Here is a 15,008-nt window from a genome sequence, read left to right as displayed (position 1 = left end):
CGCGCGCCAGTCCAGCCAAACCGCAGGATCACAGCTTGTCCAAAGTCACGCCGCCAACTCCTCTGCGCGCCGCTCATATTGCGCCGGGAGCGCCCCTGCACGGCACCCTCAAAGGCGCATTGGCGACGCTTGTCCTCATGCTGCTCGCGTTATTGTTCTGGCAGTTGCTGGACCAGTTGCAGCAAAACCAGAAGAACCAGCAGCAATACACCATCGACTACAGCGCCGACCTGGCTGAACAGATCAGCCTGAACATGGCCCTGAGCGCAAAGATCGCCCTGAACCTGCTGCCGATGGTCGAGCCACCGCGCGACAGCGAACAACAACAGGCGTTGATGCGCACCTTGCAACGCTCGCTGCCGGAACTGCGCAGCGTCGCCCTGCTCGCCCCCAGCGGCGCAATGATCAGTGACAGCGCCACCGACAGCCAGGACAGCGCCTGGCTGGAAGAATTGGTACAGCGCAGCCACGCCCAGTCCTATTACCTGAGCAACAGCAACGACGGCACCATCATCTATCTGTTGCTGCACCAGCCCAGCGGCGGTTCACGCCTGTATTGGGCATTGCGCCTGGCGCCCAACTACCTGGCCAACCTCACCCGCCAGGACGGCGAGGGCCAGCGCCCGATGTGGGTCATCGAGAATCGCGTCAACCATCGCGTCATCAACCGTGACAGCGGCATGCCAGCCCAATGGGCCGGCGCCCTCACCCCGGACGAACTGAATAAAAGCGTACTGGTCACGCCCCTGAGCAAAAGCGACTGGCAACTGCGCGGGCTGTTCGACCGCACGGCCGTGCTGGAGCAATTGCTCCCGGCCTTCATCGGCAAATGCCTGCTGGGCCTGGCGTTCTCACTGGTCCCGGTGATCGTGCTGCTCAACATGCGCCGTCGCCAGCGCCAGGTGCACGAAGGCCGCCGGCGCTACCAGGACATTTTCGAAGGCACCGGCGTGGCCCTGTGCGTGCTTGACCTGTCGGGCCTGAACGCCTTCTTCGACAAGACGCTGCTCGAAACCCGCGAGCAGTTGCACGCTTGGCTGCAGGACAACCCCGACCAGCGCCAGCAACTGCTCAAGGAACTGCGCATCACCGAGGTCAACCAGGTGGCGGTGCGACTGCTCAACGTGGGCTCCTGTGAGGAGGCCTGGGAACGCCTGATCGATGACTGCCCGCGCAATGCCACGTCTATCGGTTACCAGATTCTCGAAGCCGTGCTGACCCAACAGCACCAGTTGGAGCTGGAAATCCAGCTCAAGGACGTGGCCGGCAACGAACAATACCTGTGGCTGGTGATGCGCCTGCCGGAGCAGCAGGACGACTTCAAGGCCGTGATCCTCAGCATCAGCGATATCACCAGCCGCAAGCTGATCGAGCTGTCGCTGGTGGAGCGTGAGAGCTTTTGGTCGGACGTGGTGCGCACTGTGCCCGACCACCTGTACGTGCAGGACGTGATCAGCCAACGGATGATTTTCAGCAACCACCATTTGGGGCACACACTCGGCTACAACAAGGCCGAACTGCAGCAAATGGGCGAGTACTTCTGGGAAATCCTGCTACACCCCGAGGACGCCGAGCATTACCACGACTTGCGCCTGGCGCAACGCCAGGTCGGCTATACCACCCAGTTGCAATGCCAGCTGCGTTTCCGTCACCGCAACAACCAGTGGCGGCGCTTTGACATCCGCGAACAGGCCCTGGCCCGCGACAAGTCCGCGCAGATCACCCGCATCATCGGCGTGGCCAAGGACATCACCGACCAGATCGAAGCCAGCGAATCCCTGCGTGACAGCGAACAACGCTACCGCATGCTCGCCGAAAGCATCAGCGACGTCATCTGCTCCACTGACAGCCAGTTGGCCCTCAACTACATCAGCCCCTCGGTCAACGCCGTGCTGGGCTATGACGTGGACTGGGTGTTCAAGAACGGCTGGCAGTCGATCATCGCCAACCCGCAGCAACTGACCGGCATTTATAGCCTGGTGGAACAGGTCAGCCGTGCATTGGGCAATGTCGAGGCACTGAACACGCTGCGCGACGAAGTTCAGACCCAGTTGTTCCTGTTCGACTGCCTGCGCGCCGATGGTCGCAAAGTGCCGATCGAGCTACGCCTGGTACTGGTGTGGGACGAACATGGCGCCTTCGAGGGCATCCTCGGCGTAGGCCGTGATATCAGCCAGCAACGCCGCGCCGAAAAAGACCTGCGCATGGCGGCGACGGTGTTCGAGCACTCCACCTCGGCGATCCTGATCACCGACCCTGCGGGTTATATCGTGCAGGCCAACGAGGCCTTCAGCCGGGTGAGTGGCTATGCGGTCAGCGATGTGCTCGACCAATTGCCGAACATGCTCACCGTCGACGAACAACAGGAAGCCCACCTGCGCTACGTGCTCAAGCAGTTGCACCAGCACAGCACCTGGGAAGGCGAAGTGTGGCTCAAGCGTCGCAATGGCGAGCATTACCCGGCGTGGGTGGGCATTACCGCCGTGTTCGACGACGAAGGCGACCTGGCCAGCTATGTGTGTTTCTTCAGCGACATCAGCGAGCGTAAGGCCAGCGAGCAGCGCATCCACCGCCTGGCCTACTACGACGCCCTGACCCATCTGCCCAACCGCACGCTGTTCCAGGACCGTCTGCACACCGCGCTGCAGTCGGCCGAACGGCAGAAGTCGTGGGTGGTGCTGATGTTCCTCGACCTCGACCGTTTCAAACCGATCAACGACTCCCTCGGCCACGCCGCCGGCGACCGCATGCTCAAGGAAATGGCCACGCGCCTGTTGGGCTGCGTGGCCGAAGACGACACCGTGGCGCGCATGGGCGGCGACGAGTTCACCTTGCTCCTGCAACCGCGGGTCAGCCGCGAGATGGCGCTGAACCGGGCGATTCATGTGGCCGAGCAGATCCTCGCCAGCCTGGTGAAACCCTTCGTACTGGAAGGCCGCGAGTTTTTTGTGACCGCCAGCATCGGTATCGCCCTCAGCCCGCAGGACGGCAATGAGCTGAGCCAACTGATGAAAAACGCCGACACCGCGATGTACCACGCCAAGGAGCGCGGCAAAAACAACTTCCAGTTCTACCAGGCCGACATGAACGCCAGCGCCCTGGAACGCCTGGAGCTGGAAAGCGACCTGCGCCACGCCCTGGACCAGAACGAATTCGTGCTCTATTACCAACCGCAGTTCAGCGGCGACGGCAAACGCCTGACCGGCGCGGAGGCCTTGCTGCGCTGGCGCCACCCGCGTCGTGGCCTGGTGCCGCCGGGGGACTTCATCCCGGTGCTGGAAGAGCTGGGCCTGGTGGTGGACGTGGGTGACTGGGTGATCAGCGAAGCCTGTCGCCAGCTCAAGACCTGGCACCAGAACAAGGTGCGCGTGCCGAAAGTCTCGGTGAACATCTCTGCGCGGCAGTTCTCCGACGGCCAGTTGGGCACGCGCATCGCCACCATCCTCAAGGACACTGGCCTGCCGCCGGCGTGCCTGGAGCTGGAGCTGACCGAAAGTATCCTGATGCGCGAAGTCAACGAGGCCATGCAGATTCTCGACAGCCTGAAAAACCTGGGCCTGAGCATTGCGGTCGACGACTTCGGCACGGGCTATTCGTCGCTCAACTACCTCAAGCAATTCCCCATCGACGTGTTGAAGATCGACCGCACCTTCGTGGATGGCCTGCCCTCCGGCGAACAGGATGCGCAGATCGCCCGCGCCATTATCGCCATGGCCCACAGCCTGAACCTGGCGGTGATCGCCGAGGGTGTGGAAACCCATGAGCAGCTGGACTTCCTGCGTGAGCATGGGTGTGACGAGGTGCAGGGTTACCTGTTCGGGCGGCCGATGCCGGCGAACCGGTTCGAGGCGCAGTTCAGCAATGATGCCCTCTTCATGTTCGACTGAGTTTTTTGCTGGGGCGGATGGCCTCATCGCAGGCAAGCCAGCTCCCAGCCTTGAATGGGTTCACCGATCAAAATGTGGGAGCCGGGCTTGCCCGCGATAGGGCCGGCCCTGGCACCGCTTATCCCCAGATGAGCCCCGCTTATCCGCGACATGATGTCCTTTCATATGCCATCTAAAACCCATTGGGTTAGAATGCCCTCCTTTTCTGCCCCCGATCCTTGAGGACCGCCATGTTCAGCCGTGATTTGACTATTGCCAAGTACGACGCCGATCTCTTCGCCGCCATGGAGCAAGAAGCCGTGCGCCAGGAAGAGCACATTGAGCTGATCGCTTCGGAAAACTACACCAGCCCTGCGGTGATGGAGGCTCAAGGTTCGGTTCTGACCAACAAGTACGCCGAAGGCTACCCAGGCAAGCGCTACTACGGTGGTTGCGAATACGTCGACGTGGTTGAGCAACTGGCCATCGACCGTGCAAAGGAACTGTTCGGCGCCGATTACGCCAACGTCCAGCCGCACGCCGGCTCCCAAGCCAACAGCGCCGTGTACCTGGCCCTGCTGCAAGGTGGCGACACCATCCTGGGCATGAGCCTGGCCCACGGCGGTCACTTGACCCACGGCGCCAGCGTTTCCTCCTCCGGCAAGCTGTACAACGCCGTTCAATACGGTATCGATGCCAACGGCCTGATCGATTACGACGAAGTCGAGCGCCTGGCGGTTGAACACAAGCCAAAAATGATCGTGGCCGGTTTCTCTGCCTACTCGCAGATCCTGGACTTCCCACGTTTCCGCGCAATCGCTGACAAAGTGGGCGCGTACCTGTTCGTCGACATGGCTCACGTGGCCGGTCTGGTCGCCGCTGGCGTCTACCCGAACCCGGTGCCTTACGCTGACGTCGTGACCACCACGACCCACAAGACCCTGCGCGGTCCACGTGGCGGCCTGATCCTGGCGCGCGCCAACGCTGACATCGAGAAGAAGCTGAACTCCGCTGTATTCCCAGGCGCCCAGGGTGGCCCGCTGGAGCACGTAATCGCCGCCAAAGCGATCTGCTTCAAGGAAGCCCTGCAGCCTGAGTTCAAGACTTACCAGCAACAAGTGGTGAAAAACGCCCAGACCATGGCCAGCGTGTTCATCGAGCGCGGTTTTGACGTGGTGTCCGGCGGTACTGAGAACCACCTGTTCCTGCTGTCGCTGATCAAGCAGGACATTTCCGGTAAAGATGCTGATGCTGCCCTGGGCAAAGCCTTCATCACCGTGAACAAAAACTCCGTGCCGAACGACCCACGTTCGCCGTTCGTCACCTCGGGCCTGCGCTTTGGCACCCCGGCGGTGACCACTCGCGGCTTCAAGGAAGCAGAGTGCAAGGAACTGGCAGGCTGGATCTGCGACATCCTGGCAGACCTGAACAACGAAGCCGTGATCGACGCGGTACGTGAGAAGGTCAAGGCCATCTGCAAGAAGCTGCCGGTGTACGGCGCTTGATTGCAGTTGCTTGAACAAGAAGCCCGGCTCTAGAGCCGGGCTTTTTTATGCCTGTTGTTCGGCGCTCCCACTGTGGGAGCTGGCTTGCCTGCGATGGCGGTGGATCAGCCAATGATGTGCCAGCTGTCAGGCCGCTTTCGCAGGCAAGCCAGCTCCCACAGTGGGCCGTATTTCAATTCAAGACTGGTAAACCTTGGCAAAGCCGTCGCGGATTTTGTCTTCCGGTAGCTCATCGGCAATAAACACAATCACGCTCTCGCGCACCTCGCCTTCGGCCCACTCAGTATCCCAATCGAAGCCGTAGAGCTTCAGCACGCCCTGGAACACCATGCGCCGGTCTTCGCCGGCAATGTTCAGCACGCCCTTGTAACGCAGCAATTGCTTGCCGTGGTCTTCCAGCAGGTCGTTCATAAATTCGCTGAGCCGGTCGATATCCAGCGGCTCTTCAGTCCGCAGCACCAGGCTGGAAATTCGGTCGATGGACGGCGCGGCACTGACCGGGCGCAGGCTCATGCCGGCGTTGAGGTTGAAGCCGCGCACATCGAGCAATTCCGCCAGGTCGATGTTGCCATGGTCCACCACACGAATCGGCGCACGGCGGTTGATGCGGGTGAGGCGCTCGCTGAGTGCGTCGAACGTGGCGTCATCCACCAGGTCACGCTTGCTCACCAGCAGGCGGTCGGCAAAGCCAATCTGGGCCTGGGCGATGGTCTGGGTCAGGTGGTGCTCGGCGTGGGCCGCGTCCACCAGGGTGATGATGCCGTCGAGGATGTAGCGCTCGCGCAGGTCCTCGTCGATGAAAAAAGTCTGGGCCACGGGTGCCGGGTCGGCCAGGCCGGTGCACTCGATCACCAGGCGGTCGAAGGCGATCTCGCCGCTGTCCAGGCGTTCAAGCAGCAGGTACAGGGCTTTGGTCAGGTCCGTGTGGATGGTGCAGCACACGCAGCCGTTGGACAGGGTCATGACTTGCACAGGCTCGGCACCCAACAGCTGGGTGTCGATGCCGGCGTCACTGAATTCGTTTTCGATCACGGCGATTTTAAGCCCGTGCTCGGCTTTGAGCAGATGGCGTAGCAAGGTGGTCTTGCCGGCGCCGAGGAAGCCGCTGAGGACGGTGACCGGGATGGGAGAGGACAAAGAATTCTCCTTGAAGAAACACAAAACAAATGTGGGAGGGGGCTTGCCCCCGATAGCCGTGTGTCAGGCACTTATCTGTCACTGACACACCGCTATCGGGGGCAAGCCCCCTCCCACAAGGGATCACTGCCCGCCCGAACTATCGGGTTAGCAGCACTTGGGCCCACCCTTGCCACCGTAACGGGCCTCTTGGCGTTCCCGGAAGAACGCCTTGTAGTCCATCACCGGTTTGTCCGGGTGTTTGGTTTGCATATGCTCGACGTAGGTGTCGTAGTCGGGCATGCCGACCATCAGGCGCGCGGCCTGACCGAGGTATTTACCGAGGCGACTGATGTCATTGAACATGGTTGCAATCCTCGATTACGCGTCCGGTACCGCCTGGAACGGGGCTTCTTTATCCGTACGCTCTTTGTTGCCCCAGGCGGCGACGCCGACCTTGAGCGCATAGAACAGGATGCTGAATACCACGAACAGGAACAGCGCCGTCAGCGTTGCGTTGGTGTAGGCGTTCCAGATCACGTGCTGCATCTGGTCGATGCTCTTGGCCGGGGCCAGGATCTGGCCGTTGGCCAATGCATCGCTGTACTTCTTGGCCAGCGACAGGAAGCCGATCGCCGGGTTGGCGTCGAACAGCTTGATGAAGCCCGCGGTGGTGGTGCAGATCAGCAGCCAGACGGCCGGCAGCATGGTCACCCAGATGTAGCGTTGGCGTTTCATCTTGATCAGCACAACCGTTGCAAGCATCAGCGCGATACCGGCCAACATCTGGTTGGAGATACCGAACAGCGGCCACAAGGTGTTGATGCCGCCCAGTGGGTCGATCACGCCTTGATACAGCAGGTAACCCCACATGGCCACGCAACCGGCGGTCGCGATCAGGTTGGCGGTCCACGACTCGGTGCGTTTCAGCGCCGGCACGAAGGAGCCCAACAGGTCCTGCAGCATGAAGCGACCGGCACGGGTACCGGCGTCGACAGCCGTCAGGATGAACAGCGCTTCGAACAGGATCGCAAAGTGGTACCAGAACGCCATGGTGTTCTCACCCGGCAGTACGCTGTGCAAGATCTGCGCGATACCCACCGCCAGGGTCGGAGCACCACCGGCACGTGCCAGGATGGTGGTTTCACCGATGTCATGGGCCACGGCAGACAGCGCTTCGGGCGTAATCGCAAAGCCCCAGCTGCTGACAGTCTGTGCCACGGTGACCACGTCGGTGCCGACAATCGCGGCCGGGCTGTTCATGGCGAAGTACACGCCCGGCTCGATCACCGACGCGGCAACCATCGCCATGATGGCCACAAACGACTCCATCAGCATGCCGCCGTAACCGATGTAGCGGGCATGGCTTTCATTGGCCAGCAACTTCGGCGTGGTGCCCGAAGAGATCAGCGCGTGGAAACCCGAGACCGCGCCACAGGCAATGGTGATGAACAGGAACGGGAACAGGCCGCCCTTCCACACCGGGCCGGTGCCGTCGATGAACTGGGTCAATGCCGGCATTTTCAGGTCGGGCATGGTCACCAGGATGCCGATGGCCAGGGCGATAATGGTGCCGATTTTCAGGAAGGTGGAGAGGTAGTCACGTGGCGCCAGGATCAGCCACACCGGCAGTACCGCCGCGACGAAACCGTAGCCGATCAGCATCCAGGTGATCTGGATCCCGGTGAAGGTGAAGGCCTTGGCCCAGACCGGGTCAGCTGCAATCTGCCCGCCCAGCCAGATCGACCCGAGCAGCAATAGCACGCCGATGATCGAAATTTCACCGATGCGGCCTGGGCGGATGTAGCGCATGTAGATGCCCATGAACATCGCGATCGGGATGGTCGCCATCACCGTGAAGATGCCCCACGGGCTCTCGGCCAGGGCCTTGACCACGATCAGCGCCAGCACCGCGAGGATGATGATCATGATCAGGAAGCAGCCGAACAGCGCGATGGTCCCCGGGATGCGGCCCATCTCTTCGCGAACCATGTCGCCGAGGGAGCGACCGTTACGACGCGTGGACAGGAACAGGATCATGAAGTCCTGCACCGCGCCGGCCAGCACCACGCCGGCAATCAGCCAGAGCGTGCCGGGCAGGTAGCCCATTTGCGCCGCCAGCACCGGGCCGACCAACGGGCCTGCACCGGCAATCGCCGCAAAGTGGTGACCAAAAAGGATATGTTTGTTGGTCGGCACATAGTCCAAACCGTCGTTGTTGAGCACTGCGGGGGTGGCCCGCCGTGGATCGAGTTGCATCACGTTGTTAGCGATGAACAGACTGTAGTAACGGTACGCAACCAGGTAGATGGCCACAGCAGCGACCACAATCCACAAGGCGTTGATCGCCTCGCCGCGGCGCAAGGCCACTACGCCCAGGGCGCACGCTCCTACAATTGCCAGCACCAGCCAGGGTAGGTGGCGTAGCAGGCTATTATTATTTTTCATTTTTATATTCCAGCCAGGGTGGACAGAAAGGACAGCCATCCGGAGTTTAGCGCTACTGGCCTTAAAGGCCACCCCCCTACGTTGGTCTAGAGCCTTGCGGCGGCAAAAAAAGCAGAAATAAATGCCCGATGATGGCTCGGGGCTACAATCCCTCTATCCACAGAGGATTTGACCATGAGCGAGCAACCCTCAGATCGCCGACGTTTTCGGCGTATTGCCTTTGATGCGCGCACGACCATTGCACAGGACGGCTGGAATTGGCCGGTGCAACTGGTGGATTTATCGCTGAAAGGCTTACTGGTGAAACGGCCCGACGACTGGCGGGGTGATCGCGCGGAGCCCTTCGACGTGGATATTCGCCTCGATCCGCAGGCGCATATAAATATGCAGGTAAAACTCGCCCACGACGATCATGGCCAGTTGGGCTTTGAGTGCGAGCACATTGATGTGGAGTCGATCAGCCATTTGCGGCGGCTGATCGAGCTGAACCTAGGTGATGAGGAGGAACTGCACCGGGAGTTGGCGGCATTGATAGAGGCCTAACGACCAACACCTAAAAAATGTGGGAGCTGGCTTGCCTGCGATAGCAGAGTGTCAGCTAATGCTGTGCAAGCTGATCCACCGCAATCGCAGGCACGCCAGCTTCCACATGGAACACTGTGCCAGTGAGTTCTTCGATTATTCGAAGAGTGCATCCAGCGCTTGTTCCAGGCGCGTCACCCCAATGATCTGAATGCCCGGCGGTGATTCCTTGGGCGCATTGCCCTTAGGCACGATCGCCCGCTTGAAGCCATGTTTGGCCGCCTCCTTCAAACGTTCCTGCCCACTCGGCACCGGGCGCACCTCGCCCGACAAGCCGACCTCGCCGAACACCAGCAAGTCATGGGGCAATGGCCGGTTGCGCAGGCTGGACATCACCGCCGCCATCAATGCCAGGTCGGACGCGGTCTCCAGCACCTTGACCCCGCCGACTACGTTGAGGAACACGTCCTGGTCGTGGGTGGGAATACCGCCGTGGCGGTGCAACACGGCCAGCAGCATCGCCAGGCGGTTCTGATCCAGGCCCAGGGTCACACGGCGCGGGTTGGCCAAATGGCTGTCATCCACCAACGCCTGGACTTCAACCAGCATTGGTCGGGTGCCTTCCCACGTGGCCATCACCACACTGCCTGGGACTTCTTCCTGGGCGCGGGTCAGAAAGATCGCCGACGGGTTGGAGACTTCTTTCAGCCCACGGTCAGTCATGGCAAACACACCCAACTCGTTCACCGCGCCAAAACGGTTCTTCACCGCCCGCAGCAAACGTAGGCGGCCATCGGACTCTCCTTCGAAATACAGCACGGTGTCGACCATATGCTCCAGCACCCGTGGCCCGGCCAAAGCGCCCTCCTTGGTCACATGGCCGACCAGGAAAATCGCCGTGCCGCTCTGCTTGGCGTACCGCACCAGCAGCGCCGCACTCTCGCGCACCTGGGACACGCCACCCGGCGCCGACTGCAATTGCTCAGTGAAGATCGTCTGGATCGAGTCGATTACCATCACCTTGGGCTTTTCGATACGGGCCGTGGCAATGATGCTTTCGATGCAGGTTTCGGTCATGACCCGCAACTGGTCCTGGGGCAACCCCAAGCGACGGGCGCGCATGGCGACTTGCTGCTGGGATTCTTCGCCGGTGACATACAGCGCCGGCATGCGACTGGCGATGCTGCACAAGGTTTGCAGCAGGATGGTCGACTTGCCGATGCCCGGATCGCCACCGATCAGCACCACTGAGCCGTCCACCAGGCCGCCGCCCAGCACGCGGTCCAACTCGCCGGACGCGGTGGAGAAACGCGGGATCTCTTCGACGCTGACTTCGGCCAGGGTCTTGATCTGTGCCTGTTGCCCGGTCCAGCCGGCACGACCGGTGGGGGCTGCGGCGCCGCCACTCTCGATCATGGTTTCAGTCAGGGTGTTCCACGCGCCGCACTCGGTGCACTGGCCGGCCCACTTGGGAAAGGTCGCGCCGCACTCCGTGCAGCCGTACATGCGCTTGGCCTTTGCCATTTGAGAACCTCCAACCGAAAAACCGCGATGATAGCTCAGCGCGACGCCGGGGTCCGGATTTCACCGCTGGCCAATCGTGAAGCACTGTTGCCGACCGGGTCTTCAGCGTTGAGATCGGCGCCTCTGGCTTTCAGTTCGTCCAGCAACTCGATCCGCTTGAACAGCCCGGCGTACATGGCCGCCGTCTGCCCGGCGCCGTTGCGCTGGTCGGGGTTGCAGTCGGTGGCCAGCAGGCGTTGGGCGATTTTCAGTTCGCCTTTGAAGATCGCGCCCATCAGCGCCGTGTTGCCGCGTTTGTCCTGCACGCAGGCGTCGGCACCGGCGTTGAGCAGGCGCTCCACGAACGGGCCCTGGCCGTGGTAGGCGGCGAGGATCAACGCGGTGTAGCCCTTATCGTCTTGGGTGTTGAGGCTGTAGCCGGAATCGATGAAGGTGTTGAGCATGTCGAGGTCGCCACGGCGGGCGGCGTCGAAGTAATAGTCCTGCAGTTGTGTCTTGAGCTTCGCCGGGTCGGCCGGTTCGGCCCACGCGCCGAACGCCAGGCATGCCAACACTGCGCCTATGAAAATTCGCATAACCAATCCTCCGTATTACCCCCCTGTGTAGGAGCCGGCTGGCCGGTGATGGCGTATTCGAGGACGCCATCGCCGGCAAGCCGGCTCCTATAGGGGGGCTGCCTGGTTAGTCGGTGAGTTTTGCCGCCAGCGCCTTCACGCGCGCCAGGTCACCCTTGGCAACTTTGGCCACGCCAGTGCCGTACTCGGGATCGGCCTTGTAGAGGAACGACAAGATGATGTGCTTGCTCTCGTCATCGGTAGTCGCCAGCGAGCCGCCGAAGTTGTCGATCAGGTCCTGGCGCTCTTTCTTGCTGTAAGAACGGTACAGGTCACCGGCCTGCTTGAAGTTCTGCTCACGCTGGATCTTCGCCTGCTGGGTGCTGCCCGACAGTGCCGACTGGCTGTAGCGCGCGGTTTGCGGCTCTTCCCGTGGCAACAGGCGGCTTGGCTGGTAGTTCACGCCGGTCGTGGTCTTGCCGAAGTTCATCGCACCGTCCTGGTTGCCGTTATTGACGGTCACCCGTGGGGCGTTGATCGGCAGTTGCAGGGCGTTGGCGCCCAGGCGGTACATCTGGGTGTCGGCGTAGGAGAATACCCGGCCTTGCAGCAGACGGTCTTCCGACGGTTCGATACCCGGCACCAGGTTGGCCGGGGCCATGGCCACTTGCTCGGTTTCCTGGAAGACGTTGGCCGGGTTGCGGTTCAGCACCATTTGCCCGACTTTGCGCTCGGGCACATTCGGCCAGATCTTGGTGGCGTCCAGCGGGTCGAAATCGAACTTGGCCAGGTCTTCAGGCTTGAGCACCTGCACGTACAGGTCCCACTTGGGGAAGTCGCCCTTGTTGATATGCGTGACCAGGTCGTTGGTCATATGGCTGTAATCGCGGCCCTGCACTTCGGTGACTTGCTTGGGATCAAGGTTCTTGATGCCTTGCAGGCTCTTCCAATGGAACTTGACGTAGTGCACTTCGCCCTTGGCGTTGATCAACTTGTAGGCATGGACGCCGTTGCCGTCCATTTCCCGGTAGCTGGCCGGGGTGCCGGAGTCGGAGTACAGCTCGGTCAGCGTACGAGTGGCTTCAGGCACATGGGAGAAGAAGTCGAAGCGACGGGAGTCATCGTCCAGGTTGGTGCGTGGGTCCGGCTTGAAGGCGTGGACCATGTCCGGGAACTTGATGGCATCGCGGATAAAGAACGTCGGAAAGTTGTTGCCTACCAGGTCCCAGTTACCTTCTGCGGTGTAGAACTTGGTAGCGAAGCCGCGTGGGTCACGCAGGGTTTCCGGGGAGTGGTTGCCGTGGACCACGGCGGAGAAGCGCACGAATACCGGCGTGGCTTCGCCGGCGGCGAACACCTTGGCCTTGGTCAGGTCGCTGAGGTTGTCAGTGACGGTGAAGGTGCCGTGGGCGCCGGTGCCACGCGCGTGCACCACCCGCTCAGGGATGCGCTCGCGGTCGAAACGCTGCAGTTTTTGAATAAGCTGTACGTCTTGCAGCAGCACCGGGCCAGTAGCGCCGGCGGTCTGCGAGTTCTGGTTGTCACCCACGGCAGCGCCATTATCGCGGGTCAGGTTGGCGGCTTGCACAGACAGGGAAAGCAGGCTGGCAGTCACCAGCACCAACGCAGATCGCGCTGAAACAGGCCTGCGGCTCATTGGATTCTTCATCGAGGTTTCCTCTGGTTTTTTTGGTGCACATTCAGTTGTGCTTGCCAGAGGCTAGTGACCCGAGCGTCAGAAGATAAATAGAAAAGCCGTACCAACCCGATTAATAAAATAATGTGGTAACCCACTGATATAGCGGGTATTTCGCGCGCGATTAGTGGCACTTTGCAAACTATTTGCGATTTAATGTGTCGATAAAAACTAACAGTGTTAACAGTTGTGTCGGGCAAGCCCGCTATGACTGAATTACACTGGGTTCCACCCTTCTCATCTGTAACAAGGAATAACCTATGGGCGTGATCAGTGAGTTCAAGGCCTTCGCGGTCAAAGGTAATGTGGTCGACATGGCCGTCGGTATTATCATCGGCGCAGCCTTCGGCAAAATTGTTTCCTCGTTTGTAGGCGACGTGGTGATGCCGCCGCTCGGTCTGCTGATCGGGGGGGTGGATTTCGGCGACCTGGCGATAACGCTCAAGGCAGCGCAAGGCGATCTGCCTGCGGTTGTCCTGGCGTACGGCAAGTTCATCCAAAGCATCATCGACTTTGTCATCATCGCGTTTGCGATCTTCATGGGTGTGAAGGCAATCAACCGCCTGAAGCGTGAAGAGGCCGTGGCGCCGAGCCTGCCACCGACGCCGAGCAAGGAAGAAGTGTTGCTGGGTGAGATCCGCGATCTGCTCAAAGCACAGAACGACAAGCCGCTTCAGTAAAGACCGGTTTGAAAAAAAAGGCGCCTGCTTGAGGCGCCTTTTTTATTACCAGTAGTTTTCCACCGCCACCTGGCCGGGGCGGCGGCTCAAGCTCAGGTTCATGTCGCGCTGTTTGAGTAACTGGCGCGTGTCATCGACCATCTGCGGGTTGCCGCAAATCAGCACGCGCGAATGTTCCGGGGTCAACTCGACGCCGGCTGCGCGCTCCAGCTCGCCACTCTCTATGAGGGTGGTAATGCGCCCGTTCAGCGCGCCCGGATGCTGTTCACGGGTGACGGTCGGGATGTAGGTGAGCTTGTGCGCATATTCAGCCAGGTACTCGCGTTCGCCCAGTTCCTTGATCAGGGTTTGGTAAGCCAACTCCTTGGCCTCGCGTGCGCTGTACACCAGGATGATGCGTTCGAATTTCTCCCAGACCTCGAAGTCCTGCAGGATCGACAGAAACGGCGCTACCCCGGTGCCGGTGCCCAGCATCCACAAGTCACGGCCATCCACGAACCGGCTCAACGTCAGGAACCCGGTGGCCTGGCGCTCCACCATCAAGGTATCGCCCACCCGCAGGCGGCTCAGCTCACTGGTGAACTCACCGTCCGGGACGACGATGGAGAAGAAGTCCAGGTGCTCGTCAAACGGTGATGACACCAAGGAGTACGCACGCCATACGGTGCTCCCATCCGCCTTGGTCACCCCCAGGCGCACGAACTGGCCCGCGGTAAACCGAAAGCCCGGGTCACGAGTGGTGCGCAAGGTAAACAGGCTGGGGGTCAGCGATTGCACGTCGAGCAAGGTCTGGCGGGTAAATTTCTCAGCACTGGCCGTCATGGGGGGCTCCGTTCTACAGGTGCCCTAGTGTCCCTCAAAGTCGCGCGCGGAAACACCCACGCAGGGTAGTGGCATCATCAACGCACACGATAATGGCAATATAATTGCACCACTAATTAATTCGCTATTAGCATTCCCGGCAGGTTTATAAACAGGTTGTTAGTTGCCCGCTACAGCATCTTCAAGCCCCTAAAAAGCCGGGACTTTCCAACTAGCAGCTAGCAGCACCAACTGACCCCTGGCAGAAAAATTCTTAAACCCGCCCGCGCAAGAAC

11 protein-coding genes are annotated in these 15,008 nt (G+C 60.8%); 4 read left to right on the top strand and 7 right to left on the bottom strand.

All coding sequences use genetic code 11. The annotated features are described in order from the left end of the window. Positions 1-35: 35 nt before the first annotated feature. Together KHP07_RS26650 and glyA are read left to right on the top strand one after the other, a co-directional pair. Positions 36-3,887 (top strand): bifunctional diguanylate cyclase/phosphodiesterase, encoded by a 3,852-nt coding sequence (locus KHP07_RS26650; protein WP_099491003.1) that lies wholly within the window; start codon positions 36-38, stop codon positions 3,885-3,887. Between the two features lie 230 nt (positions 3,888-4,117). Beyond that, a complete protein-coding gene (gene glyA, locus KHP07_RS26645; protein ID WP_017737423.1) occupies positions 4,118-5,371 on the top strand; it encodes a serine hydroxymethyltransferase in 1,254 nt (417 codons plus the stop codon). 177 nt (positions 5,372-5,548) lie between these two features. On the opposite strand, the gene yjiA is transcribed toward glyA, so the two are convergent. The 3 genes from yjiA to KHP07_RS26630 form a co-directional block, all read right to left on the bottom strand. Next, entirely contained in the window at positions 5,549-6,508 is a 960-nt protein-coding gene (yjiA, locus tag KHP07_RS26640; RefSeq protein WP_214498332.1) for a GTPase, read from the bottom strand. Between the two features lie 147 nt (positions 6,509-6,655). Next, entirely contained in the window at positions 6,656-6,853 is a 198-nt protein-coding gene (locus tag KHP07_RS26635; protein WP_003194308.1) for a YbdD/YjiX family protein, read from the bottom strand. A gap of 15 nt (positions 6,854-6,868) precedes the next feature. Beyond that, complete coding sequence (locus KHP07_RS26630; protein ID WP_034107129.1) at positions 6,869-8,935, bottom strand: carbon starvation CstA family protein; 2,067 nt, start codon at positions 8,933-8,935, stop codon at positions 6,869-6,871. Positions 8,936-9,109: 174 nt separating this feature from the next. Here KHP07_RS26630 and KHP07_RS26625 point away from each other — a divergent pair, with 174 nt between their 5' ends. Further along, the gene (locus KHP07_RS26625; RefSeq protein WP_214498331.1) at positions 9,110-9,478 is read left to right on the top strand and encodes a PilZ domain-containing protein; all 369 of its coding nucleotides are present in this window, start codon (positions 9,110-9,112) and stop codon (positions 9,476-9,478) included. A gap of 135 nt (positions 9,479-9,613) precedes the next feature. Here KHP07_RS26625 and radA read toward each other — a convergent pair whose 3' ends face one another. From radA to katB, 3 genes are all read right to left on the bottom strand, one after another. Beyond that, positions 9,614-10,981: a DNA repair protein RadA gene (gene radA, locus KHP07_RS26620; protein WP_003235145.1), complete on the bottom strand. Its 1,368-nt coding sequence runs from the start codon at positions 10,979-10,981 to the stop codon at positions 9,614-9,616. 35 nt (positions 10,982-11,016) lie between these two features. Further along, positions 11,017-11,556, bottom strand: coding sequence for an ankyrin repeat domain-containing protein (locus KHP07_RS26615; RefSeq protein ID WP_099491006.1), 540 nt, complete (start codon positions 11,554-11,556; stop codon positions 11,017-11,019). Positions 11,557-11,662: 106 nt separating this feature from the next. Next, the gene (gene katB / locus KHP07_RS26610) at positions 11,663-13,204 is read right to left on the bottom strand and encodes a catalase KatB (RefSeq protein ID WP_078050264.1); all 1,542 of its coding nucleotides are present in this window, start codon (positions 13,202-13,204) and stop codon (positions 11,663-11,665) included. A 287-nt stretch (positions 13,205-13,491) separates the two neighbouring features. Here katB and mscL point away from each other — a divergent pair, with 287 nt between their 5' ends. Further along, entirely contained in the window at positions 13,492-13,911 is a 420-nt protein-coding gene (mscL, locus tag KHP07_RS26605) for a large-conductance mechanosensitive channel protein MscL (protein WP_078050265.1), read from the top strand. 45 nt (positions 13,912-13,956) lie between these two features. On the opposite strand, the gene KHP07_RS26600 is transcribed toward mscL, so the two are convergent. After that, a complete protein-coding gene (locus KHP07_RS26600; RefSeq protein ID WP_099491007.1) occupies positions 13,957-14,733 on the bottom strand; it encodes a ferredoxin--NADP reductase in 777 nt (258 codons plus the stop codon). Positions 14,734-15,008 lie beyond the last annotated feature (275 nt).

The organism is Pseudomonas sp. VS40 (assembly GCF_018587885.1).
Lineage (GTDB): Bacteria > Pseudomonadota > Gammaproteobacteria > Pseudomonadales > Pseudomonadaceae > Aquipseudomonas > Aquipseudomonas pergaminensis.
The sequence above is the reverse complement of the archived record's forward strand: the minus strand, read 5'-3'. Positions and strand labels throughout refer to the sequence as shown.